This window comes from Bartonella sp. AA78NXGY (assembly GCF_042197005.1).
In the GTDB taxonomy this organism is placed as follows: Bacteria; Pseudomonadota; Alphaproteobacteria; order Rhizobiales; family Rhizobiaceae; genus Bartonella.
Window position 1 is genome coordinate 79,205 of the sequence record NZ_JBHIRI010000005.1, and the last position, 25,578, is coordinate 104,782.

Below are 25,578 nucleotides of genomic sequence, written 5' to 3' on the forward strand. Positions count from 1 at the left end.
TTCAAAGCTCTGTTTAGAGCTTTGAATTTTAATTTAAGTAATAACTCAACTGCCCATTGCTTTTTTGAGATTCTCATCAATTTTATCGAGGAAACCTGTTGTAGAAAGCCACTTTTGTTTAGGCCCAATCAAAAGTGCGAGATCTTTGGTCATAAAACCTTCTTCGACGGTTTTAATACAAACTTCTTCCAATGTCGTGGAAAAGTTTTTTAACTTCTCATTGTTATCTAGTTTAGCACGGTGCGCTAGTCCACGCGTCCATGCAAAAATAGATGCAATAGAGTTCGTTGATGTTTCTTCATTCTTTTGATGCTGACGATAATGGCGTGTTACAGTGCCGTGTGCTGCCTCTGCTTCAACAATTTTGCCGTCAGGTGTCATGAGAACAGAAGTCATGAGACCCAGAGAACCAAAGCCTTGGGCAACAATATCAGATTGGACATCACCATCATAGTTTTTACATGCCCATACGTATCCACCTGACCACTTTAATGCAGAAGCAACCATATCATCAATAAGACGGTGTTCGTAATATAATTTACGGTTTTCAAATTCAGTTTTAAATTCCGTATCGAATATTTCTTGAAAGATATCTTTAAAACGACCATCGTAAGTTTTTAGAATGGTATTTTTTGTTGAAAGATAAACTGGAACATTCCGTTGTAGTCCATAATTAAAGGATGCGCGGGCAAAATCACGAATTGACTCATCAAGGTTATACATAGCCATGGCAACCCCTGCGCTTGGAGCATCAAAAACATCATGTTCAATAACTTGATTATCATCACCGACAAATTTAATACTTAATTTCCCTTTTCCTGGAAATTTAAAATCTGTTGCCTTGTATTGATCACCAAAAGCGTGACGTCCGATAATAATTGGCTTTGTCCAGTTAGGAACAAGGCGAGGGACATTTTTACAGATAATGGGTTCGCGAAAAATGACTCCTCCTAAAATATTGCGGATTGTGCCATTAGGTGATTTCCACATTTTTTTTAGGTTAAATTCTTTAACGCGTGCCTCATCAGGTGTGATGGTTGCGCATTTTATACCAACCCCATATTTTTTGATAGCATTGGCAGAATCGATAGTTACCTGATCATTGGTTGCATCACGATTTACGACGGAAAGATCATAATATTTTAGATCAATGTCGAGGTAGGGATGGATTAATTTATCTTTGATATATTTCCAGATGATGCGGGTCATCTCATCCCCATCAAGTTCAACAACGGGGTTTTCTACTTTGATCTTTACCATTAGAAATCCTTTTTCTTTTAAGCGATACTACTTGTATAACACTTTCAAGTTTATAATGAAAAGTAAAAACAAGGGAAAAAAGCATTCAAATATGAGCTTTTAGAATATATTATCAATAGAGTGTAAAATTTTGTTGGAGGGTTTAATTTTTGAAAAGAAGTGATGTGTTTGCAAATCTATAATTATTCTATGATTAATGAAGAATCTGTTTAATAGATAAGGTAGTTAGATCACTGGGGGACGGGGATTATGCATTTTTATTATCAGAGATTCCATTTAATAAGTTGATCGTATTCTGAATTATAGTTTCTTGATTTGTTGTGTTAGGTGAATAAGAAACTATTTTTATATTGCTATTTCAATTCTGAGCTTACGGTCTGTTTGTTTATAAAAAGTTTAATGTGATAACAAAGGCACTGTAATTAGAAATGCTTCATATAAAATGCGTTTGAGATAAACTTCAATTTTGAAGGTTGAAAAAAACGTATAAATGATGCCGGCTGGTTTTAATTTAAAAATTAACAGCATACGCAAGAATATGACTTATAAAATTACCGTATCGCGAGCTAGAATCTTCTAATTCTTATGTTTTATCGATTCTTATTGTTATTAACTATGCGCAGTAAAGCACTATCCTCGAAATGCAACAAAGAAATTAATCACCTAATGATTCTTGTATCCTTTTTACGAAGAGATTCCTTTTAAAATCTTATTCCCTCATTTTTATTTATGCATCCCTCATTTTTAAAAACACAAATAAAATGAATATATTACACATAGAAAAAAGAAACATGGTACGCCCAAGGGGAATCGAACCCCTGTTTCCGCCGTGAAAGGGCGATGTCCTAACCGCTAGACGATGGGCGCAAACCAATGATGAGGCTTATAGAGAGGATCTTTTTACTTCGCAAGCCCTCTGTGTCATTTTTTTTGAAAAAAGTGTGTTTTATTGAATAATTTTTGAGCGATTTCTGTTTGGATTGTTTTTTTCAGTTTGAGGAGTAGGCAAAAATGATCAAAAACAGCATTTTTAATGTATTTATTTTTTGCATATTTTATCGTTTGTTATCTTTGCTCACCATATGAGAATATTATTTAACTTGCTTGAAAGAGCCTTTATACAGAAGACTTCTCATTTGAGCTTATCATAAAGCAAAAACTGTATAATTTATGAAGTAGAAAGACAATATTTATTACCAAATTAACAAATAATACCAATCATACAAAAGTTTTTTGAGGAACAAGCCACAGATTCCTTTCAGTTTAACAAAATATAAAAAGATTCTTTATAATAAAAATATTAAAGCAATTTTTACAGAATATATTAAAAAATAATTTTCTTATATTTACTTTTAAATGACTGTAAAATTTTTAAAATTAAAAACCATTCATTTGTTCTTTTACATATTGAGAAGTTCTTGATTTGAAAATGAATTAGCGTGGATAAAGGGTAAATTGAGTTTTTTGTCACTTCAATTCGCTAGTTTTGCAAAGAGGTGGTAATAAGTTGAGATAAAATATTCGAATTTTGCAAATTTATTCTCCATATTTATAATATTTCAGAATTATGGTGTACACATATCAAGTCTTGTTTTTTACTTTAATGTAAGGTTCTATTTTGATATATGAGTGCGTTAAGATTTTTGCATTAAAGATTTATAGTTAAAGCTATGGAATGGTAGGAAGGAATGTGTTATCATTTACTGATTTACTTTATTTTATTCATTCCCTTAATTTATCATATGAAAGAATGTTTTTTTTTCCATACTTGTTGATTTAGAAGAGATGTTTTTATTCTTTCTTACCAATTCTTCAATATTCTTTAACTGGTTATTGATTATTTTTTAGAACTTTTCTTTATGGAAACTTGCATTTATAAGTTTTACAGATTTTCATTCTGAATTAGATATTTTATAAAGATTCTGAAATCTTTGAAGACAATAAATATTATATTTTTAGGAATGTTGATTGAACAAGCGGGGATAATTCTATTAGAGAAAATGAAATGAATAGAGCAGGGTATTTCTTTTGTTTTTATGAACATAAGTACTTTTTGTGTTGATTGGCACATCATTTAAACGATTTTTCAATGAAGATAGGGATCAGTGGTTAGAATATGGCAGAAGCTTTAAAAGTTGGCGTTGCGGGACTTGGTACAGTTGGTACTTCAGTTATTCGAACTCTATTTGAAAAAGCGAATAGTTTAGCTTGTCAATGTGGGCGATTCATCAAAGTTGTTGCTGTTAGTGCGCGTGATAAAGGTCGCAATCGTGGAATTGATCTTAGTGGTATAAAATGGTTTGATTCACCTGTGGAGTTGGCTGCTTCTGATGAGATTGATGTTTTTGTAGAGTTAATTGGTGGTGAATTGGATGTGGTGTATACCGCTGTTAAGAGAGCGCTTGAGGCGGGACATCATGTTGTAACAGCCAATAAAGCTCTTCTTGCTCAACATGGCGTAGAGCTGGCTATAATTGCAGAAAAAAAAGGTGTTTTTCTTCATTTTGAAGCAGCTGTTGCAGGGGGAATTCCTGTCATCAAAGCGATGAGAGAATCACTTGTCAGTAATCGCATATCGCGAATTTATGGTATTCTCAATGGAACATGTAATTATATATTAACACGCATGTTTACGGAAGGTCTTTCATTTAAAGATTGTTTAGCAGATGCACAGAGACTTGGGTATGCTGAAGCAGATCCAAGTTTTGATATTGAGGGAAATGATACTGCTCATAAATTAGCTTTGTTGACAAGCTTGGCATTTGGAACTGCTGTTTCGTTAGATGATGTTTATGTTGAAGGAATTCATAATATTTCGCAAATTGATATTCGAGCAGCTGATGAATTGGGGTATCGGATTAAGCTTTTAGGGGTTGCATTAAAAACGGATTCTGGAATAGAGCAACGCGTTCATCCAACAATGGTACCAACATCCTCAATGATTGCACAGATAAATGGTGTAACCAATGCTCTTTCTATTCAAAGTGATTTATTAGGTGAATTACTGTTTTCTGGTCCTGGCGCCGGAGGAAAGGCAACAGCATCAGCCGTTATTGGTGATTTGGCTGATATAGCAAAAGCACGTTCTGGTTTTCAGTATGCACCTGTTTTAAGACGCCCAGCATTAGAACTTGCTCCTCATAAAAAAGCACGTATTTCGCATCATGCAGGTGGTTATTTTATTCGTTTAAATGTTCATGATCGTACTGGTGTTTTTGCCGCGGTCGCAAGGCATATGGCTGATAATCACATCTCATTGGAGTCGATTGTTCAAAGATCTTTTGTAGAAGATCAAATTGAAAAAACAATTATTTTAATTACGCATGAAACAACAGAGGTGAATGTACGACAGGCACTTGCAGAAATTGAAAAAGATGGACATCTTGTTGCAAAATCTCAATTTATTCGTATTGAACCTATGACAGAGAATTGATAACTTTCTTGATAATGACAAAAAGGAACGCTTGAGTTCTTTTATCTCTTGTGGAAAATTTTCATCTTTGCCAAAAAACTTTATTCTTAGTATTTAATAAGGACTCATATTTTTTCTGGTATTCATTCGGTAGGATTTTTTCATATGCCCACAACTCAGAAGATTTTAAATGGACTTGATCGTATTTTGACGCTTGAATTGGTACGTGTTACTGAACGTGCTGCTGTTGCTGCTGCACGCTGGCGCGGACATGGCGATGAAAAGGCAGCGGATCAAGCTGCTGTAGATGCAATGCGGCAGGAACTTAATCGATTGCCTATTGATGGTACAGTGGTGATTGGTGAAGGTGAGCGGGATGAAGCGCCTATGCTTTATATTGGAGAAAAAGTAGGTCTTCAAAGTGGATTGGCGATCGATATTGCACTTGATCCACTAGAGGGAACAACACTTTGTGCTAAAAATATTGCCAATTCTTTGGCAGTAGTTGCAATTGCTGAAAAGGGTAATCTCCTTTATGCCCCTGATGTTTATATGAACAAAATTGCTATTGGTCCTGGTTATCCAAAGGGAGTAGTCGATATAGATGCTTGTCCTACCGATAATATACATGCTCTTGCGAAGGCTAAAGGAGTGACTGTTAATCAGATTGTTGTTTGTATTATGGATAGACCTCGTCATGAAAAATTGGTTAATGAAGTACGAGCGACAGGGGCGTCGATTCGCTTGATTGGGGATGGAGATGTGGCTGCTGTTATTGATACAACTGATCCAGAAGAAACAGGTATTGATATCTATATGGGGATTGGTGGAGCACCTGAAGGTGTCTTAGCTTCTGCTGCTTTGCGCTGCATTGGAGGACAGATGCAAGGTCGTTTGCTGCTTGATACAGAAGAGAAAATTGCTCGTGCAGCTAAAATGGGGATTAGTGATCCCAATAAGGTTTATACAATGGAAGAAATGGCAAAGGGTGATGTTTTGTTTTCAGCAACAGGGGTGACAGATGGCAATATGCTTTCTGGTGTTAAATTTACATCTCGTTACATTCAAACGGAAACTCTCGTAATGCGCTCCCATACGGGTACAGTCCGTAATATTAAAGCAAAGCATAGAAATCATTCGAAATTTGATTAATGCTTTCTTTTTTGTCACTAAAAATAGAGGGAGTTTTCTAGGAAAAACGCTTCCATGAATCTACTTTCATGGAAGCGTTTATAGATATGAGAATACCTTAAATATTATGAGAGCTGGACAGAATGTACCCAGCCATTTTTATCTTCTATGTTCCCTTTTTGAATGCCAACCAATTGTGTACGAAGCTGCTTTGTAACTTCTCCAACTGTTTCATTTCCAATAATAAATTCTCCCCCTTTATATCTAAAACGACCAATTGATGTGACAACGGCAGCTGTACCACAAGCAAAGGCTTCTTTAAGGTGTCCACTCTTTGCATCTTCTTGAAGCGCTGCAAAAGAATAAGGACGCTCTTCTATTTTTAATCCCATTTGTTGAGCTAACCTTAAGATTGAATCACGGGTTATCCCTGGAAGGATAGTTCCATTAAGTGGGGGGGTTACAAGTGTATTATTGTTCATAATAAAGCAGACATTCATACCACCAAGTTCTTCAATCCATTTATGTTCAATCATATCAAGGAAGAGTACTTGGCTACAATTATTTTCAGTTGCAGTTTTTTGTGCCAGTAAGCTTGCTGCATAGTTTCCACCACATTTGGCAGCCCCTGTTCCTCTTGGACCGGCACGACTATAATCTGTTTCAATCCAGACGCTGACAGATTTTTCTTCTCCTTTGAAATAGGATTCAACTGGAGAGGCTATGACACAAAAAAGATATTCTTGAGAAGGGCGGACTCCCAAAAAGTTTTCATTGCCAAACATAAATGGACGGATATAGAGGCTAGCGTTGGGCTGATCAGAAACCCATTTTTGATCAATCTTTACTAATTGATGAACGGCATCCAGAAAAATATCTTTTGGCAATTCTGGCATAGCTAAACGTTGTGCTGATTCTATAAAGCGTTGTGCATTGGCATCAGGACGGAAGAGCAAGATGCGTCCATCTTTTGCACGATATGCTTTTAAACCCTCAAAAATTTCCTGTCCGTAATGTAAAACGGTACTTGCAGGGTTAATTTCTAAAGCTTTGTATTGAGAAATGACGGCATTGTGCCAGTCTTTGTCTTCAGTCCATTGAATAGTACACATGTGGTCTGTAAAAAATTGACCAAAACCGGGACTTTTTAAAATTTCTTCATATTTTTCTTCTGACAGAGGAGATGGGTGTTTTTCTATTTTAAAGGGAAGCGATGATATGGGAGATTTCATAAAAAACCTTTTGAGTATGTTTCATTTTTATTAATAAAAATAATGAAATATTTTGATTATAACTCTATTATTAACAAAACCTTTGTGTCAATGTTTTATTATAGAATACAAAGGGGTTTATTATAGAATTCAAAGGCTAGAGTAGGGTAGATATTTTAATTCTATCCTCGCTTCTTTTTCTCAACTTTATGAAGTAAGCTGGAACTTTTGTCTATAATTATCGTTTTCTCACAATAAGTATCTGAATAATTTCATATATGCATATTTTCTAGAAATTTAAAGGTAAGGGAATTGAGAAAAGGAATCCACTATGATTGATAAAAATTATCACACATATGAAGAACGTATGGCCGCAGAAAGAAGAGGTCGTGAACAACCTGTTTCAATCGCTAAGGGTATTTTTGCTATTCTTCTTGCGATGGTTATTATCTGGTTTATTTTTGGTTTTTTAGGATCTTTTTTTGCAAAATCTCCTGAACATAGTTCGCGTTATAATACCCCAGAAACAAGCCAAAGCGTAACAACGCCCAAAAAAGATTTAAATTCGCCTCCCCTTGTACCTTATACTTATAAGGGGACGGAGTGATTTTTTCATAAATATAATCTTTTAGATAGAGCAAAAATCGACGTAGATTAAGGAATAAAGTCAGCACAAAGACATAAAAAAGAGAGGAATGATTTTAATTTCTGAAGTTTTTGATAAGTAATTAAATGGTATGGAAATAAATAATGCAACGGTTGTTAAAACCGTTGCATTATTGGTTTAGCGTGTGATGAAGCAGCTTCCACCAGAACTTTTAATGGATTCACAAAGGATTATGGCTTCATTACGGTCTTGCGCTTGAAGCCGAACACGGTAATAAGTACCTTTTCCTGGTATAAAAGCGGATTGAATATTTAAAGAACGGGCACCGATAAGGAATCCAAATTTAGATTTCATATTTTTTAAAGAATTTCTAGCGAGCTCATACGTTGGTTGAGATGCAAGTTGTACGTAATAACTTTCTGAATTTTGTGCTGCGACTCTGTTTGGTGATATGGGGTGAGACGCGGCTGGTGTTTCAACTTGTGTATTTCTTTCTGCATGAGAAGGGATAGGGATAAATTTTTCTTCAATATTTGAGCTAGAATTATTTTCTGCGATTATTTTATCAATATTATTTTTGAGATCATGATCTCTTTCTTGGTCGTTTATATCAGAATCATGCGATGAAACAAGGGACGAATCTTGAAGTTCATTAGAAGTTTGATCAATGCTTTCTTCAGATTGAGCAGCAGTTTTGCTGTTTGTTTGATGCGCGGGGGCTAGTGTAACTGTACCATCTTGATTGACAATAACAGTTTGTACTTCTCGCATTGGAATAGTATGGTTTATGGCTTCTGTGACTGCATCTTCAACATCAGATTCATTTAAAGACGATGAGGAAACGTTTGAAGATTCTTCAGGGTTTAATTCTTTTAAATTTTCAGGTTGTTCAGAGTTATCAATAAGAAATTGTTGTGTATTTTCTTGTTTCTCATTTTGTTCAGTTGTTTGTTTATAGATATCTAAATTATGTGCAACATCATTTTTCGTTTCAGTTGTTTCTGGTTTGAATTTAAAAGGCGTATTATCAGCGTGGATAATGACCGTTTCTTCATTTTTTTGTGATGGCATAAAAAAATGAGAATAACCAGCAAACCCAAGTCCTATTAAAATAAGTATAAAAAAACCTTTAATGAAAGTTTTACCAAAAATAAAACTTTTAAAGGGAGGAGGAGCTGATGGATGCGTGGGAACCTCATCTGAGCTTGTGTATGATGAATTCTCGCTAAAAGAGGGAAAATTATATTCCATATTGGCAGAAGAAAAATAGTCGGAATTTTGTTCTTTAGAGTTTATATAAACACCTTCTTTTGAATTTTGTATAGACTGATGAAAAACTTCACTAAAAACCTCATTTTTCTGTTGTTTTTGAGAAAAATTATCCGTTGGGACATTCCCTACATTGAGTACATCAGCAAATTCTTCTTCTAAACCACCATTAGTTGGCACATCATATTCTGGCGCTTCGTACGGGACTTCTGGAACCATAATAGGACCAGTTTTTTCTACGATTTCCTCTGAAAATTTATAAGTATCAACATTGGGAGGGGGAGTATCTCTGTGCGTATAGTTATGGGCAAAAAAGCCATCCGTTTGTTTTGTATTTAAAGAGGGGGATGAGGAAAGAAACTCATCTAAATTATTTTCATTATATGAAATTTCTCTATTTGGGTTAGAGGCACCTTCGGCGTTATTGATGTATTGGGCTCGAGCCTCATCATATATCGGAACTTTTTCGCCATAAGTTTCTTGTTGTGAGGGGTTTTCTGCAAAAAAATGGGGATAATTGGTTGTATGATCTTCTTGTGAAGCCCCCTTTAAATAAGATTGTCTATCAACTGGTGGAGAATCTAAAGGTGAGGAGAAGGTACTTGTTGTTTGATTTCTTGCAGTGTTTTGTCTTTCTGACACAAGATTAGAAGATGAGAAAAACTCATTTTCCTCTGTAGAAGAGGAGACATCAGGATAATCCTTTTTAATCCAATTTTCTTGATCAGCTGAAATTTTATAGGGATGGTTTATAGGAGTGTCATAGAGGCTTTGATTGTCCTCATAAGTTTTTTGTATATTCGTAGTCTCAGGTTGTTGTGAATTTATTTGTGAAAAACGATTGGTTTGTTCAACATCTTCTGGCGTCTCTCTCTTATTTTCGTGCCTTTCAGATTTATCAAAAAAGAAATTTTCTGATTCTGATTGTGACATAAGATTACTTTTTTCAAGAAAAGGATCAGCACTGGTTGCTGTTTTTTTCTGTTGATGTGATTGATTTTTTGGGATTGGTAATGGAGAAAGCGCATCTAAAATTTGTTCTTCATCATGACTGCTAGGTGAAGAATATTTCTCTTCAGATAAATTATTTTGTTTTGAATGGTTGAAAGAAGCAGCTTGTGCAATATTTGAGGCTGTTGCGTTGCTGGTTGCATACAAGTCCCATTGTTTTTTTTGATCATCAAACGGTAAGTCATGTGCTAAATTATTTTCAAGTTCCTCTTCTAGAAAGGACAAATCAAAATCATCATCATGGGATGATATTTCGGGGTGAGATGTTGATCGATCTGTTTTTAAAGAAGATTGCTCATTTTGGTTTCCGCTTTGTTTGTGCGGATTAAAAATGCGCGTAAGCCTTTCTAAAGGATCATGGTGTTCATGATCGTGTTTTGTTTCGTGTAGATTTTTGCGATCGTTATCGCTCATAGCTTTTCTCACATGATGGTTTGCACTTACGTGCAATCAATGGTTGATTTTGATTTGTTATATTAAAATTATAAATTTTCCCCCTCTCATGCAAGGATACATGAAAAAGTTTATCAATAGAGTACCTATTGTATGTATTTATAGAACTTTTTCAACGCATTTCTATGGGTGCTTCGACTCCTATGATGGTAAGCCCTGATGATAAAATATTGATAACAGCTTGTATCAATCCTAATCTTGCAAAGGATAACTCTTTATCATCAGGTTGAATAAAGCGTAAATTGAGATTTTCACTCCCTTTATTCCAATGGGTGTGAAAGCTGGAGGCAAGGTCATAAAGGTAAAACGCTAATCGATGCGGTTCTTTATGAATTACGGCCTGTTCAATGATACGTGGATATTCAGAAAGTTTGCGTATTAACAATATTTCATGGTCATCTGTTAATCGATGAAGATGGGCAATCAATGTATTATTTGAAAAGCTTTTAATATGAAGCGCTTCTTGTGCTTGACGAAAGACTGAGTGACAACGTGCACTTGCATATTGTACGTAAAAGATGGGGTTATCTTTTGATTGTTCTGTTACTTTTGCAAAATCAAAATCAAGAGGTGCTTCACACTTACGGTATAGCATCATAAAACGCACAGGATCACGCCCAACCTCTTCGACAACATCCCGTAGAGTGACAAAAGATCCTGCTCTTTTTGACATGCGTACAGGATGACCGTTGCGAAAAAGTTTTACCAATTGACACAAGAAGACACTTAATTTAGCTTTACCCCCAGAAATTGCTTTTGCCATTGCCTCTAGCCGCTTTACATAGCCAGCATGGTCTGCGCCTAGAATATAAATCATTTCATCAAAATGACGATTAAATTTATCCCGAAAATAAGCAACATCAGCAGCAAAATAAGTGTAAGAACCGTCAGATTTGACTAAAACACGGTCTTGGTCATCACCGACATTTGTTGAACGGAACAAAGTTTGTTCGCTTGGTTCCCAGTCTTCTGTATTTTGTCCTTTGGGAGGGGGGAGTTTTCCTTTGTAGATATAACCATTTAAAGTGAGGTCGTTGATGGTGTTACGAATGGCGCGTGCATTATCTGCATAAAGCATTCGCTCAGAGAAAAAGATATCATGATAAATATTAAGAGCAGCCAAATCTTCGCGAATCATGGACATCATTGCATGAATTGCACGTTCTTTCACAAGAGATAAGGCTTCATCTTTATCCATCGTGAGGAGTTGGTCACCAAACTCTTGAGCAAGCGATTGACCCAATGGTATCAAGTATTCTCCAGGATAGAGTCCTTCTGGAATTTCATTAATTTTTTGCCCAAGAGCTTCACGATAGCGCAATAGTACCGAATGGGCGAGGACTTCGATTTGTTGACCCGCATCATTGATATAATACTCTTTTGTAATGTTATAGCCCGTAAATTGTAGCAAATTGGAGAGAACATCCCCAACAACCGCTCCGCGGCAATGTCCTACATGCATTGGTCCAGTGGGATTTGCTGAGACATATTCAACATTGACGCATTTTCCTTGTCCCATTGGAATACGACCATAAGAAGTGCCTAATTCAAGCATAGATTTTATAGCATCTTGCCAAAATAATTTTGTAAGCTTTATGTTTATAAAACCAGGACCGGCAACATCTATATTTTCGATAGAGGAATCATTTTTAAGAAGTTCTATGATTTTATCTGCAAGTGCACGTGGATTGATTCCAATAGATTTTGCAAGCACCATAGCAGCATTGGTTGATAAATGACCATGGGAGGAATCACGCGGAGGATCAACAGTGATTTTTGATAAATCTAGAGCTTCTCCATTTTTTCCTTTTATATCAGATAATTCAATTGATCTCTTAATTTTTTTTTCGAAGTTTTTAAAGATATTCATATTTAGCTTCCATGATGATGCCAAAAGCCATTAAACGAAATTATCTGTATGGTCAAATAAACGCTGATATTCACGTAGAGCGTAGTGATCCGTCATGCCTGAAAGAAAGTCAGCAATCAAACGTGCTAACTCTTGATTTTTTAAGTGCACTGTTTTGCTCTGCCAACTTTCAGGCATTGTATTTGGATTTTCATAATAACAATTGAATAATTTTTGTACAATGCATTTTGCTGCATTGCGACGACTAAGAACTTGTTCATGGTAGTAAAGATTTTTAAATAAAAAGTTTTTTAGTTCTTTTTCATAAACGGTCATTGTCGGTGAAAAGGTGACAATAGTTTGTTTTGCTTGGTGAATATCGTTTATGCTTGTTGGTTTGATGCGTGCTAAATTTTTTTGTGACTGTTTGATAACATCTTCAACCATGGTTGTTATTTGTCTTCGTACAAGCGTGTAACCGCGACGCGTTTGGTCGAGGTGGGGATGCTCATCTGTTATATCTTTTAATATTGCTGCTGTTAGTGAAACATGTTCAAATTGATCGAGTGTTAAAAATTGCGAACGTAGACCATCATCAATATCATGCGCATTGTATGCGATATCATCTGCAATAGCAGCACATTGCGCTTCTAGCCCTGCAAAACAATCGAGTGCAAGGTCTTGCTTTGCATTGTATTGTAAAATATCGATAGGAACCTCCTTATTCTTTGCGTGAGGACCTAAAAGGGGACCATTATGCTTTACAAGTCCTTCGAGGGTTTCCCATGTAAGGTTAAGTCCATCAAAATTTGCATAGCGCTGTTCTAGTTTTGTTACAATGCGTAATGCTTGTGCATTATGATCAAAGCCGCCATAATGTACCATGGCTTCATTAAGAGCATCTTCTCCTGCATGGCCAAAGGGTGTGTGTCCAAAGTCGTGAACGAGGGCAATGGCTTCGGCAAGGTCTTCATCAAGACACAGGGCACGGGCTAATGTTCTTGCAATTTGAGAAACCTCTATGGAATGGGTTAGGCGAGTACGGTAATGATCGCTTTCATCAGCAATAAACACTTGCGTTTTATGTTTAAGACGTCGAAATGCATTAGAATGGATAATACGATCTCTATCTCGTTGAAAAGGTGAGCGTGTGGTGCTCATCGTTTCATGGTATAATCGACCACGGCTTGTTTGTGGATGAGCACTGTATACTGCTCGAGATTGGTAATTGAAGTCGATATTTCCTATATCCATTGCAAGCTGTCTATTATCATCTTAAAATTGAGAGTGGTTTATGACAAATAAACTGCTCTTTGAGTGTAGGATACTCTTTCTTGATGGTTTAATGCAAGGATATATAAAATGAATGTGAAAATTTCAGATGTTGCTGCCAAAAAAATTGCACAGATACTTTTGCGTGAACCCGATAAAATAGCATTACGTATTTCTGTTGAAGGTGGTGGGTGTTCTGGTTTTTCTTATAAATATGACTTGGTTTCTGAAATGTGTGAAGATGACCTCGTTCTCAAAAAAGACGGGGCAGTTGTGTTTATTGATTTACTATCACTTCCTTTTATGGAAGGAGCTGAGATTGATTTTGTTGATGATCTTATGGGGCAGTCTTTTCAAGTCCACAATCCCAATGCTGTTTCATCATGTGGTTGTGGTGTAAGTTTCTCAATTTAAAATGATGGCTGTGTGATATTGTTTCTTGAAAAAAAGATCATGTTGGTCAACAATGCAAAAATGGGTATTCTTATAAAAATAGTGCACCGATGTGTATGGTTGTGCGTGGCGCTTTCTTTATTGACTTGGAGCCACTGTGCTTTTTCTGAAGCAGGAGAAGGGCAAGATCAGCAGCAGAGACAATCAAGGAGTTTTATTGTAAAGACTCAAAAGCAGGAGAACGAAAACTTAGCATCTCAAACACAACTCATTTTGAATGCTCGATTAACAAATAGTCATCCGGATATTGAAAAAGGGCTTGTCTGGCGGGTTTATGCTCCTATTCTAGGGATTGATAATAAGTTACCATTAGTGGCAACCTATAAGGGGGGAAGTGCACGTTTTGATCTCGAACCAGGAAATTATCTTGTTCATGTCTCATTTGGTCATATGAGTGCTGTGCGCCATATTCGTTTAGAAAATGGGCAGAGTCTTGTAAAAAACTTTAATCTTGAGGCTGGTGGTGTCATTTTAAATGCAACACTGCTCAATGGCGTAATGAATGAAAAGGAACTCCGTTTTACCATTTATGAGGATGAAAAAGAAAATGATGATACGGGAGTAATTATATCAAATGTTAAACCCCAATCAGTTGTGCGTTTAAAAGCTGGCCGCTACCATGTTGCTTCCCATTATGGTTCTATTAATGCGACGGCTCGTTCGGATATTCAAGTGGATGCGGGTAAAATAACAGAAGTTACTCTTGAACATCAGGCCGCTCAGATTGTCTTAAAGCTGGTGCGACAAGAAAGAGGAGAAGCGCTTGCAGATACAAGTTGGTCTCTTGCCAATGATTCTGGTGATATCGTTTATGAAACAGTAGGTGCGTATGTTTCACTCGTGTTAGCGGAGGGAGAGTATATTGCAATTGCTAAAAATAAAGATAAAATCTATCAAAAAGTTTTTTCAGTCGTTTCTGGTCATGATGAAGATATAAGTGTGATAGCGAATGAAGAAAATATGCAGCGAGTTGATGAAGATGTGGATTGATTGTTGTTCATGGGGGGTAAACTATGATGAAAGACGGGGTATGAATTTTGATTGAAATTTCAACAGTTGGTGTGTTTTTTGCTGGGGCACTCTCTTTTTTGTCACCATGCGTTTTGCCGTTAGTTCCTCCTTATTTGTGCTATATGGCAGGGGTTGGTATTGATGATTTTCGTTCAGAAAAGCCTGATGAGAAAGTCTTTATCCGGTGGGCTTTATTATCTTCTGTTATTGCTTTTGTTCTTGGGTTTACGACTGTTTTTGTTGCTTTAGGTGCCAGTGCTAGTACAATTGGGAAATTCATCGGTTATTATCGTGATTGGTTTGCCCTTGCTGCTGGAATTGTCATTATTATTTTTGGTTTAAATTTTTTGGGGATTTTCAAGATCGCTTTTTTATTTCGTGAGGCGCGTTTTCAGACCCAAAAAACACCTGCTGGTCCTTTAGGCGCGTATATTATCGGTTTAGCTTTTGCCTTTGGTTGGACACCGTGTATTGGCCCTATTTTAGGTCCTATTATAACGCTTGCTGGAACAAAAGAAACTGTGGGAGAGGGAGCTGTTCTCTTAGCGGTTTATGCATTAGGTCTTGCTATTCCTTTTATGTTAGCAGCTTTATTTTCGAGCAGTTTTATGCGATTTTTAGGAGCTTTTCGTATTCATTTAGGAAAAGTTGAAAAAATCATTGGTGTTTTTCTTATTCTTACAGGGATTTTGTTTTTAACAGGTTCTATGCAGGATCTTTCATTTTGGCTTTTAGAACATTATCCTTCGTTGAGTTATATTGAAGATATTCGTTGGCACAATATTATGATTTTTTTTGGATTTTCTCGTTAGTCTTATGTGTTTTTATGGTTAGAAGTTGTCTTTCTATTGTTCTTGCCGCAGGTGAGGGGACGCGCATGAAATCGTCTCTGCCTAAGGTACTTCATAAAATTGCTGGATTGCCTCTTATATGCCATGTTCTAAAAAAAATAGAATTGGCAGGCTCTTCACAATTAGCGGTTGTTGTGGGATATGGTGCTAAGGAGGTTACGCACGTTGTTCAGTCATTTGTAAAAGATGTAATGATTTTTGAACAAAAAGAGCGTTTAGGAACTGCTCATGCTGTTTTGTCTGCTCGTTTAGCTTTGCAAAAGGAGGTGGATGATGTGCTCATTGTTTTTGGGGATACTCCTCTCATTCAGCAAGATTCATTGCACCAAATGCGTGCACAGCTTGCTGATGGAGCAGATGTTGTTTTTGCAGGTTTTCATACCAAACATCCAACAGGTTATGGGCGTCTTCTCGAGAAAAATGGTCAATTGATTGCAATTGTAGAAGAAAAAGACGCTAGCGATGAAGAAAAAAAGATTTCTTTTTGTAACGGTGGAATACTCGCTATGCGTGGAAAACATGCACTTTCTCTTTTAGAGAAAGTTGGTAATAATAATGTGAAAAAAGAATATTACTTAACAGATATTGCTTCTCTTGCAACACGCGAAGGATTAGATGTGCGTGTTGTTGAAGTTCCTTTTGAAGATATTGTAGGAATTAACAACGGTCTTGAGCTTTCTGAGGCTGATTCTTTGTGGCAAAAACGTAAAGCGCGCGATTTAATGTTATCGGGTGTTACACTCTTGAAGCCAGAAACACTCTATTTTTCTTATGATACAGAAATTGCACCAGGGGTGGTGATAGAACCAAATGTTTATTTTGGGTTAAACGTAAAAGTACAATCTGGTGCGGTTATTCATGCATTTAGTTATCTCGAAGGTGCTGTGGTTGGTAGAGATGCACAGATTGGTCCCTATGCACGTTTGCGTCCTGGAACAGAGTTGGCTAAGTCCGTAAAGATTGGAAATTTTTGTGAAGTCAAACAAGCTAAGGTAGGAGAATCTTCTAAAATCAATCATTTAAGTTATATTGGTGATGCCGAAATTGGTGCACATACCAATATTGGAGCCGGTACGATTACTTGCAATTATGATGGATTTAACAAATATAAAACCATGATTGGTGATCATGCTTTTGTTGGGTCTAATACGGCACTTGTTTCCCCATTGGTAATAGGGGATGGCTCTTATGTTGCTTCAGGAAGTGTTATTACTGAAAATATTCCTATGAACAGTATGGCTTTTGGGCGTGCACGACAGGTTATAAAAGAGGGCTATGCGACAAAATTTCGAGAGCGTTTGTTAGAAAACAAACAGAAAAAATGATTATTTTCAGCTTATTCTTTTGTTTCGTGTTAATCTAACGATGGATGGAAGATTTATTCTTAAAGATTGCCGTATTCCATGTTTGAATTATTTTTATTATTTATAGTTTTAAATAAAGGCTGTTGGATTGTTTTGTAAAATTTGAATCTTAAGATGTGGGTTGGAGCTTTTTAATGTGTGGAATTATTGGAGTTCTTGGAAAGAGGTGTGTTACGTCCTCTTTGGTTGAGGGGTTAAAACGTCTTGAATATAGAGGGTATGATTCATCTGGGGTGGCAACGGTCCATAATGGGCATCTTTATCGTGTACGTGCTGAGGGGAAGCTTGTTCATTTAGAAGAAAAATTAAAAAAAACACCTCTGGAGGGAAGTTTAGGGATTGGTCATACCCGTTGGGCTACGCATGGAATTGCTGTTGAACGCAATGCGCATCCCCATGTGACTGAAAAGCTTGCGATTGTTCATAATGGTATTATTGAAAATTTTGTAGAACTGCAAAAGGAACTCATAGAGGATGGTTGTATCTTTGAAACAGAGACGGATACGGAAGTTATTGCACATTTAATAACGCGTGCATTAAAAGATGGTCTTTCTCCGCAAGAAGCCATACGTACCAGTTGGAAAAGGCTGCAGGGGGCTTTTGCTATTGCTCTTATTTTCGAAGGTGAAGATAACCTTATGATTGCGGCTTGTTCTGGTCCACCTCTGGCAATTGGTTATGGAAAAGATGAATTTTTTGTGGGGTCAGATGCCATAGCTTTGGCACCATTCGTTGATTATATTAGCTATATGGAAGATGGAGATTGGGCTGTTCTCACACGGGAAGGTGTTACAATTTATGATGCTAACAACCAACCGGTAAAACGTCCTGTGACGACATTACTCGAAGGGGCTTTATTGATTTCTAAGGGTAATCATCGTCATTTTATGCACAAGGAAATGTTTGAACAACCTGAAGTGATTTCTCATAATTTGGCGCATTATCTTGACCTTGGAAATTATGCGGTTCGACCGCTTGAGAATTTGATTGATTGGAAAAATATTCATCGGCTTCTTTTTGCGAGTTGTGGAACGGCATATTATTCAACCTTAGTTGCGCGCTATTGGTTTGAGAAATTTGCCGCTTTAAGTGTTGATAATGATGTTGCTTCCGAGTTTCGTTATCGTGAACCTCCTATAACGTCTGATGTGTTATCGCTGTTTGTTTCTCAATCTGGTGAGACAGCTGATACATTGGCTTCTTTGCGTTATTGTCGTGAGCGGGGTGTAAAAACAGCAACAATTGTGAATGTAGAGCAATCAACAATGGCAAGGGAGGCTGATTTTATTCTCCCAACACTTGCCGGACCGGAAATAGGTGTTGCTTCAACAAAAGCTTTTACCTGTCAATTGGCAACGCTTGCTTCACTCGCTCTTAGTGCGGCTAAACAACGTGGCTATCTCTCGGCTCAAATAGAAAAGCAACTGGTTCAACAGTTGGCAGAAGTTCCACGTATTTTAAATGAGGTCTTAAAATTAGAGAGAAAAATTGAATGTATTTGTCGTGATTTGGTGAATGCAAAAAGTGTTCTTTATCTGGGACGTGGAACTTCTTATCCGATTGCTTTGGAGGGAGCTCTTAAACTGAAAGAGCTTTCTTATATTCATGCTGAAGGTTATGCGGCAGGTGAATTAAAGCATGGACCAATTGCTCTGGTGGATGAGACAATACCCGTTATTGTTGTTGCACCTTATGATCGGTGGTTTGAAAAAACTTTTTCTAATATGCAAGAAGTGGTAGCGCGTAATGGTCGTATTATTTTAATAACCGATAAAAAGGGAGCAGAAGTAGCTTGTCTTAAGACTTTATCAACGATCACTTTGCCAGATGTTCCAGAATTTATTTCTCCTATTATTTATGCACTCCCTGTTCAGTTAATCGCTTATCATACAGCTGTTTTATTAGGAACAGATGTTGATCAACCCCGTAATTTAGCAAAATCAGTCACGGTTGAATAAAAGTATATTTCTGAATCTTTTGGAGAATAATCAAGTGTAAGAAATTGATTTATAATGAAACTTATTTTTTCATTTTTCTCTGTTGAACGAGAATACTGAAGAAAGGTTTTTTATTCCTAAATCCTTTACGATAAAACAAAAAATATTTTCTTACCTATCAAAAAATAGATCAGTTATGTGAATATAATGGTAAAAAAAGACGCAATATTGCTTCTACTGTTTTAATGCAGTTGATTTGTTATTCGTTCATGAAGCATAAAGATGGTAAGAGACTGCGTAGATCATTTATGGGTAATTCTAAGAGAAAATCATATTTGAACAGAGAGGTATTTAAGTTTTTTATTAGAGGGTTTTTGTTATCCTGCTCGTAAGAGGCGTGCAGCATCGTTGTGTCCGAAAAGATAAAGGAGCAACCGTAAAGCTTGTCCTTGCTCAGAAGAAAGATGAGGATCGCGTTGTAAAAATAAACGAGCATCTTTTCTTGCCATTGACAAAAGATCGCTATGAACTGCAAGGTTTGCTATATGAAATTCAGGGACTCCGGATTGTTTTGTACCTAAAAGTTCTCCTTCGCCTCGTAGGCGCCAATCTTCTTCAGCAATTTCAAAACCATCTTCTGTATTGCGGATAATATTAAGGCGTGTTGCTGCTGTTTTAGTCAGTGGATCTTTATAGAGCAAAATGCAGGAAGATTTTTTATCGCCTCGTCCTACACGTCCACGTAATTGGTGCAATTGTGAAAGGCCAAAATGTTCCGCGTGTTCGATGATAATGATCGAAGCATCTGGAATATCTACTCCCACTTCAATGACGGTGGTTGCAACTAAAATACGTGTATTTCCACATTTAAAAGATGCCATAGCGGCTTCTTTTTCTGCTGTAGACATTTTTCCATGGATCATACCAACGTGTGCTCCAAAGCGCTCATGGAGAAATGCAAAGCGGTTTTCAATTGAAGTGAGATCAAGAGCTGTCGATTCCTCTACTAAAGGACAAATCCAATAGAGCTTTTCTCCTTTTTCTAATGCAATTGCGATTCTCGCTATAAGCTCATGAAGACGTTTCAAAGAAAGCGTTGCTGTTGTAATGGGTTGTCGTCCCATTGGTTTTTCGGTAATTTTAGAGACATCCATATCACCAAAAGCTGTTAAGACAAGTGTGCGCGGAATGGGCGTGGCGGTCATAACCAGCATATCAGCTTTATTGCCTTTTTCTGTAAGAGCGATACGTTGATGGACACCAAAACGGTGTTGTTCATCGATAATGGTTAAAGCGAGATTATTATAAGTAACGCTGTTTTGTATGAGAGCATGAGTTCCGATAACAATAGAAACTTGACCTGACAGAATATCATTCACGATATTTGTCCGCAATTTTCCTTTTTCTCGTCCTGTTAAAAGCGTTGTTTGTAATCCGACCTTTTCGGCAAGAGGAGCGATGGTGGCAAAATGTTGCCTAGCAAGCACTTCAGTTGGTGCCATTAAAGCTGATTGTCCTGAATTTTCAGCAATTTGTGCCATTGCCATCAATGCAACAACAGTTTTTCCTGCGCCTACATCACCTTGAAGTAGTCTTAGCATCGGTTCTGGTGAAGCAAGATCATTTGCGATATCTTCTACTGCTTTTTTTTGTCCGGTTGTGAGTTGAAAGGGGAGGATATTGAGTAATTTTTTAGTATAAATTCCTGTTGATGGTCGAGAAGTGCCAACAAGAGATTTAGTTTTCAAACGCACGAGTCCTAGTGCCAATTGACAAGCGAGCAATTCATCATAGGCAAGACGTTTGCGTGCTGTACTTTCTAAGGATAGATCATTGGGGTTAATGGGTGCATGGATACGGCGTAAAGCAACGGAAAAAGAAGGAAAATTTTGCTGCTTTTTTACATTTTCATCTATCCATTCTGGTAGAAGAGGAATAAAATCAAGAGCGTTTTGTATGGCGCGTCTTAGTGTCTTTACAGTTAGTCCGGCAGTAGAGGGATAGACAGGTTCGATCAGAGGTATCTGATTTGATTGTTCGCTTGGGGCAATATAGTCTGGATGCGCCATTGAAAGCTGTCCATTAAACCATTCAACTTTTCCTGATATAATGACTTTTTTTCCTTCGGGGAGTTGTTTTTTTAGCCAAAGAGGTTGAGCATGAAAAAAGACTAAATTTATTTTTCCTGTGTGATCATGGGCAATAACACGATAGGGAATTCGGTTGTGACCACGGGGTGGTGGTTGATGTTGATCGATGATAATTTCGAGCGTAACAGTATCTCCTTCTTTTGCAGAAGCAATGTTGGGACGCATTCTGCGGTCTATAACGGAATGGGGCATTAATTGAAGAAGGTCAATAAGGGTTGCTTCGCGTTGTGTGGGATTAACATCTAAGAGTTTGGTCAATAAACCATAGACTTTAGGTGTAATACCAGAAAGAGTTCGGATAGAATTAAAAAGTGGGGTAAGAAGACTTGGAGGCATGAGCAAATTTAACCTGCCCTTTTTGTTTTTTCTAGACCTTTAGAAGAGCTTTTTGGGGATAAAGTCATAAAGACAAGGTTGCTTTATTTACACATTGAACTTTAGGAAGAGAAATTAATATTTAAAGAAAAATACAATTAAATGGTCAAAAATTAAAGTACTTAGATGAGGTATATTGTTTTTCTTTTTATTTTAGGTGTTTATTTGCTGTGAATAGAAGCATTTTCTTGATAGAACTCTCTTATAAATATTAATAAAATTGGGATATTGCTCCTATGTAGGATGATGAATTTATAGCTTTAAAGTTTGATGATGAACAGAAGTTTTTTCTTTTATAAGGGGTGCTGTTTAGCATTTATTTTGTAGTGGGAAATTGTGAGAGTGGTAAAAAATAAAATGCAAATGCAAGAGAACAAAAATTCTCTTCCTCGCTTTATTCATTTGAGAGTGCATTCAGCTTATTCCTTGCTCGAAGGGGCTTTAAAAATCCCCCAAATTATTCAACAGACGATTTTAGATCATGCACCAGCGGTTGCTATTACCGATACCAATAATTTATTTGGTGCTTTGGAATTTTCACAGCATTGTCTTTCTCATGGGGTCCAACCTATTATTGGTTGTCAGCTTACTGTTGATTTTTGTGATGAAAATGATCATTCACGTTTGGCTAAATGGCGTAATCCTTCTGATTTTTGCTCTATTGTTCTTTTGGCTGCTAGCGAAACCGGTTATGCTCATTTGGTTCGTCTTGTGAGCCGTGCTTATCTTGATAAGTGTGATACTGATCCTCCTCATATTAAAGCTGATTGGTTGTCAGAACACAGTGAAGGCATAATCGCTTTAACGGGTGGAAAGGGAGGACCTATTAATCTTTCTTTGGCAGAAGAGAAAAAAGAACATGCTGTTGAGCGCTTAATTTATTTGAAAAAATCTTTTGCTGATCGTCTTTATGTGGAGTTACAACGGCATGGCTCTTATGACCGGAGAGTAGAAGCTGATCTTATTGAATTGGCTTATGCGCATGAAATTCCTCTTGTAGCAACGAATGAAGCTTTTTTTCTGCAAAGAGAAGGGTATGAAGCGCATGATGCGCTGATGGCTGTTTCAGAAGGACAAATTGTCTCTAATCCAGATCGCAAACGTGTGACACCAGATCATTATTTGAAGTCACAAGATGAAATGGTTACACTGTTTTCTGATCTTCCAGAAGCTTTGGAAAATAGTGTTGAAATTGCATTGCGTTGTCATATTGCCTCGCCTCTTCGAAAACCGATATTGCCTCGTTTTATAGAACAATCTGTTAATTCAGAAACTACTTTAGAAATAGAAGATAGTGAGTTATTAAATCAGGCTAAAGATGGTTTGAAGATTCGGCTTGAAACAATAGGGTTGGCTGAAGGGTATACGATTGCAGATTATGAACAGCGGCTTGATTATGAAATTTCAGTTATTACGCGTATGCAATTTTCTGGATATTTTCTTATCGTTTCAGATTTCATAAAATGGGCAAAGGTTCATGACATTCCCGTTGGACCAGGCCGGGGTTCTGGTGCTGGTTCACTTGTTGCTTATGCATTGACGATTACTGATGTGGATCCCTTGCGGTTTTCTCTTCTCTTTGAACGTTTTCTGAATCCAGATCGTGTTTCGATGCCAGATTTTGATATCGACTTTTGTCAAGAGCGGCGCGAAGAAGTTATTCAATATGTTCAAAAAAAATATGGACGTGATCAAGTTGCTCAAATTATTACTTTTGGTAAGTTACAGGCACGTGCAGTTTTGCGTGATGTGGGGCGTGTTTTAGAAGTTCCTTATCGTCAGGTGGATTATCTTACAAAATTAATTCCTGCCACCCCAGGAAGTCAGGTAGAATTAGCAGATGCTATTAAGGATGAACCTAAATTTGAAGAAGAAAAGAAAAAAGATCCCGTTGTTGGACGCGCATTAGATATAGCGCTTCAGTTGGAGGGACTTTATCGTCATGCTTCAACTCATGCTGCTGGGATTGTTATCGGAGATCGTCCACTTTGGGAGCTTGTCCCGATGTATCGTGATCCTCGTTCTGATATGCCTGTTACACAATTTAACATGAAATATGTTGAACAAGCGGGGCTGGTAAAATTTGATTTTCTTGGATTAAAAACGCTTACTGTTTTGAAAATGGCAGTCGATTTTGTTGCCAGAAAGGGGATTAAAATAGATTTATCAAATATTCCTCTGAATGATGAAGCAACCTACGCTATGATGGCACGTGGTGAAACGGTTGGCGTGTTTCAGGTGGAAAGTTCTGGTATGCGCAAGGCGTTGATTGGAATGAAGCCAGACCGTATTGAAGATATTATTGCGCTGGTTGCACTTTATCGTCCAGGTCCAATGGAGAATATTCCAACCTATAATGCACGTAAACATGGGGAAGAGGAAATTGCTTCTATTCATCCTAAAATAGATCATCTGATCAAAGAAACACAAGGTGTTATTGTTTATCAAGAACAGGTGATGCAGATTGCTCAGGTGCTTGCTGGCTATTCGCTTGGGGAAGCCGATTTATTACGTCGTGCTATGGGGAAAAAAATTCATGCTGAAATGCAAAAACAGCGTACGCGTTTTGTCAATGGAGCTGTTGCAGGTGGCGTGGATAAAGATCAAGCTGATATTATCTTTGATCTTTTAGCGAAATTTGCCGATTATGGTTTTAATAAATCGCACGCTGCTGCTTATGCAATTGTTTCTTACCAAACGGCTTATATGAAAGCAAACTATCCCGTTGAGTTTTTAGCTGCTTCAATGACATATGATATGACGAATACAGATAAGCTCAATGATTTTCGGCGTGAAGCATTAAGGTTGGGTATTGAAGTTATTGCACCCTCTATACAAACATCTCATCGTGTTTTTGAGGTTGGTGATAATTGTATTTATTATTCTCTTGCTGCCATTAAAGGTGTGGGAGAAACTGTTGTAGATCATATTGTTTCTTGTCGTGGGAGTAAGATTTTTAAGGATTTGGAAGATTTTTGTGCGCGTGTTGATCCTCGTATTGTTAATAAGCGTGCGATGGAAAGTTTAGTTTGTGCTGGTGCTTTTGATTGTTTTAACATTGCACGTGAGGTTTTATTAGCCAATCTTGGAACCCTTCATGCGCGTGCACTTCGTATTCTCGATGACAATTCTAGCGGGCAGGTTGATATATTTGGAATGGCAGGCGGATTAAAAGAACCATTGATTTTATCGCAAACAACCCCTTGGTTGCCGGCTGAGAAACTTTATCGAGAATTTCAAGCTATAGGTTTTTACTTTTCTGCGCATCCTTTGGAGGAGTATCAAGCTATTCTAAACAAAAAACGCATTCAGACTTGGGGTAATTTTGCCAATGCCGTTAAAGGGGGAGCAACGGCTGCACGGCTTGCTGGAACTGTTGTGGCAAAAAACGTGCGCAAAACAAAATCTGGTAAAAAAATGGGAATTATTCATTTTTCTGATACAAGTGGACAATATGAAGCAGTTCTTTTTTCTGAGGCACTCTCGGATTATGAAGAGATGCTAGAACCCGGAAAATCTTTTATTATTACGGTGAGCGCAGAAAATCGTTCTGAAGGAGTTAGTTTGCGAATTGAAACAATTCAGTCTTTGGAAAATGAATCATTACAACAGCATAAAATGATGCGTCTCTTTATAAAAACAGTTGATATGCTTCCACAAATTGAACAAAATTTAAATCTTGGGGGGAATGGAGAGGTTGGGCTTATTTTAATTCAAGAGGATGGATTGCGAGAAGTCGAAATTGCGCTTCCTAAGCGATATAAGGTAAATTCACATGTCGCAAATGCTATGAAATTAATTCAGGGTGTTGTTGATGTAGAATTGAGTTAAAGAAAGATTAATGTAGTTTGACACTAGGTTTTATACTAAGTGGGAAAAGGTGGGATTAGGTAGGAATACGTGATAATTTGTTGTTTTTATGTATAAAATTTAGCATTAAAAGCGCGTTTTGTCAAAATAGA

The 25,578-nt window shown here is 37.1% G+C and carries 15 protein-coding genes and 1 tRNA gene; 9 read left to right on the forward strand and 7 right to left on the reverse strand.

Annotation, left to right across the window (positions count from 1 at the left end):
- Positions 1-45: 45 nt before the first annotated feature.
- Positions 46-1,260 (reverse strand): NADP-dependent isocitrate dehydrogenase, encoded by a 1,215-nt coding sequence (locus ACFINL_RS04355; protein ID WP_375611524.1) that lies wholly within the window; start codon positions 1,258-1,260, stop codon positions 46-48.
- 792 nt (positions 1,261-2,052) lie between these two features.
- A tRNA-Glu gene (locus ACFINL_RS04360) sits at positions 2,053-2,127 on the reverse strand.
- A gap of 1,249 nt (positions 2,128-3,376) precedes the next feature.
- Between ACFINL_RS04360 and ACFINL_RS04365 the strand changes: the two genes are divergently transcribed.
- Together ACFINL_RS04365 and glpX are read left to right on the forward strand one after the other, a co-directional pair.
- Positions 3,377-4,693, forward strand: a complete 1,317-nt coding sequence (locus tag ACFINL_RS04365) for a homoserine dehydrogenase (protein ID WP_375650519.1) — start codon at positions 3,377-3,379, stop codon at positions 4,691-4,693.
- 144 nt (positions 4,694-4,837) lie between these two features.
- Positions 4,838-5,824: a class II fructose-bisphosphatase gene (gene glpX / locus ACFINL_RS04370; protein ID WP_375650523.1), complete on the forward strand. Its 987-nt coding sequence runs from the start codon at positions 4,838-4,840 to the stop codon at positions 5,822-5,824.
- 104 nt (positions 5,825-5,928) lie between these two features.
- Here the strand turns inward: glpX and ACFINL_RS04375 are convergent, their stop codons facing one another.
- Entirely contained in the window at positions 5,929-7,035 is a 1,107-nt protein-coding gene (locus ACFINL_RS04375; protein WP_375650527.1) for a branched-chain amino acid aminotransferase, read from the reverse strand.
- Positions 7,036-7,345: 310 nt separating this feature from the next.
- Between ACFINL_RS04375 and ACFINL_RS04380 the strand changes: the two genes are divergently transcribed.
- Positions 7,346-7,621 (forward strand): hypothetical protein, encoded by a 276-nt coding sequence (locus ACFINL_RS04380; RefSeq protein ID WP_375606656.1) that lies wholly within the window; start codon positions 7,346-7,348, stop codon positions 7,619-7,621.
- Positions 7,622-7,798: 177 nt separating this feature from the next.
- Here the strand turns inward: ACFINL_RS04380 and ACFINL_RS04385 are convergent, their stop codons facing one another.
- The 3 genes from ACFINL_RS04385 to ACFINL_RS04395 all read right to left on the reverse strand — a co-directional run bounded on the left by ACFINL_RS04385 (position 7,799) and on the right by ACFINL_RS04395 (position 13,457).
- Positions 7,799-10,315, reverse strand: coding sequence for an SPOR domain-containing protein (locus tag ACFINL_RS04385; protein WP_375611529.1), 2,517 nt, complete (start codon positions 10,313-10,315; stop codon positions 7,799-7,801).
- A gap of 151 nt (positions 10,316-10,466) precedes the next feature.
- Positions 10,467-12,224 carry an arginine--tRNA ligase gene (gene argS, locus ACFINL_RS04390; protein ID WP_375650531.1) on the reverse strand — a complete coding sequence of 586 codons (1,758 nt, stop codon included), beginning with the start codon at positions 12,222-12,224 and terminating at the stop codon, positions 10,467-10,469.
- Positions 12,225-12,254: 30 nt separating this feature from the next.
- Positions 12,255-13,457, reverse strand: coding sequence for a deoxyguanosinetriphosphate triphosphohydrolase (locus ACFINL_RS04395; RefSeq protein ID WP_375611531.1), 1,203 nt, complete (start codon positions 13,455-13,457; stop codon positions 12,255-12,257).
- Positions 13,458-13,565: 108 nt separating this feature from the next.
- On the opposite strand from ACFINL_RS04395, the gene ACFINL_RS04400 reads away from it, so the two are divergent.
- The 5 genes from ACFINL_RS04400 (at position 13,566) to glmS (ending at position 19,112) form a co-directional block, all read left to right on the forward strand.
- Complete coding sequence (locus ACFINL_RS04400) at positions 13,566-13,889, forward strand: HesB/IscA family protein (RefSeq protein WP_375606652.1); 324 nt, start codon at positions 13,566-13,568, stop codon at positions 13,887-13,889.
- 39 nt (positions 13,890-13,928) lie between these two features.
- The gene (locus ACFINL_RS04405; RefSeq protein WP_375611584.1) at positions 13,929-14,918 is read left to right on the forward strand and encodes a carboxypeptidase regulatory-like domain-containing protein; all 990 of its coding nucleotides are present in this window, start codon (positions 13,929-13,931) and stop codon (positions 14,916-14,918) included.
- 44 nt (positions 14,919-14,962) lie between these two features.
- Complete coding sequence (locus ACFINL_RS04410; RefSeq protein ID WP_375611585.1) at positions 14,963-15,751, forward strand: cytochrome c biogenesis CcdA family protein; 789 nt, start codon at positions 14,963-14,965, stop codon at positions 15,749-15,751.
- Between the two features lie 14 nt (positions 15,752-15,765).
- On the forward strand, positions 15,766-17,115 hold the full coding sequence (gene glmU, locus ACFINL_RS04415; RefSeq protein ID WP_375611532.1) for a bifunctional UDP-N-acetylglucosamine diphosphorylase/glucosamine-1-phosphate N-acetyltransferase GlmU: 1,350 nt from the start codon (positions 15,766-15,768) through the stop codon (positions 17,113-17,115).
- Between the two features lie 173 nt (positions 17,116-17,288).
- Positions 17,289-19,112, forward strand: coding sequence for a glutamine--fructose-6-phosphate transaminase (isomerizing) (glmS, locus tag ACFINL_RS04420; protein ID WP_375611533.1), 1,824 nt, complete (start codon positions 17,289-17,291; stop codon positions 19,110-19,112).
- A 356-nt stretch (positions 19,113-19,468) separates the two neighbouring features.
- Here the strand turns inward: glmS and recG are convergent, their stop codons facing one another.
- A complete protein-coding gene (gene recG, locus ACFINL_RS04425) occupies positions 19,469-21,577 on the reverse strand; it encodes an ATP-dependent DNA helicase RecG (RefSeq protein WP_375650537.1) in 2,109 nt (702 codons plus the stop codon).
- A gap of 402 nt (positions 21,578-21,979) precedes the next feature.
- Between recG and dnaE the strand changes: the two genes are divergently transcribed.
- Positions 21,980-25,447 (forward strand): DNA polymerase III subunit alpha, encoded by a 3,468-nt coding sequence (dnaE, locus tag ACFINL_RS04430; protein ID WP_375611586.1) that lies wholly within the window; start codon positions 21,980-21,982, stop codon positions 25,445-25,447.
- The last annotated feature ends 131 nt before the right edge of the window (positions 25,448-25,578 follow it).

Bases quoted from the DNA above. Each gene is read 5' to 3' on its own strand.
- ACFINL_RS04355 (WP_375611524.1), bottom strand. From the start codon at position 1,260: ATGGTAAAGATCAAAGTAGAAAACCCCGTTGTTGAACTTGATGGGGAT.
- ACFINL_RS04365 (WP_375650519.1), top strand. From the start codon at position 3,377: ATGGCAGAAGCTTTAAAAGTTGGCGTTGCGGGACTTGGTACAGTTGGT.
- glpX (WP_375650523.1), top strand. From the start codon at position 4,838: ATGCCCACAACTCAGAAGATTTTAAATGGACTTGATCGTATTTTGACG.
- ACFINL_RS04375 (WP_375650527.1), bottom strand. From the start codon at position 7,035: ATGAAATCTCCCATATCATCGCTTCCCTTTAAAATAGAAAAACACCCA.
- ACFINL_RS04380 (WP_375606656.1), top strand. From the start codon at position 7,346: ATGATTGATAAAAATTATCACACATATGAAGAACGTATGGCCGCAGAA.
- ACFINL_RS04385 (WP_375611529.1), bottom strand. From the start codon at position 10,315: ATGAGCGATAACGATCGCAAAAATCTACACGAAACAAAACACGATCAT.
- argS (WP_375650531.1), bottom strand. From the start codon at position 12,224: ATGAATATCTTTAAAAACTTCGAAAAAAAAATTAAGAGATCAATTGAA.
- ACFINL_RS04395 (WP_375611531.1), bottom strand. From the start codon at position 13,457: ATGGATATAGGAAATATCGACTTCAATTACCAATCTCGAGCAGTATAC.
- ACFINL_RS04400 (WP_375606652.1), top strand. From the start codon at position 13,566: ATGAATGTGAAAATTTCAGATGTTGCTGCCAAAAAAATTGCACAGATA.
- ACFINL_RS04405 (WP_375611584.1), top strand. From the start codon at position 13,929: ATGTTGGTCAACAATGCAAAAATGGGTATTCTTATAAAAATAGTGCAC.
- glmU (WP_375611532.1), top strand. From the start codon at position 15,766: ATGGTTAGAAGTTGTCTTTCTATTGTTCTTGCCGCAGGTGAGGGGACG.
- glmS (WP_375611533.1), top strand. From the start codon at position 17,289: ATGTGTGGAATTATTGGAGTTCTTGGAAAGAGGTGTGTTACGTCCTCT.
- recG (WP_375650537.1), bottom strand. From the start codon at position 21,577: ATGCCTCCAAGTCTTCTTACCCCACTTTTTAATTCTATCCGAACTCTT.
- dnaE (WP_375611586.1), top strand. From the start codon at position 21,980: ATGCAAGAGAACAAAAATTCTCTTCCTCGCTTTATTCATTTGAGAGTG.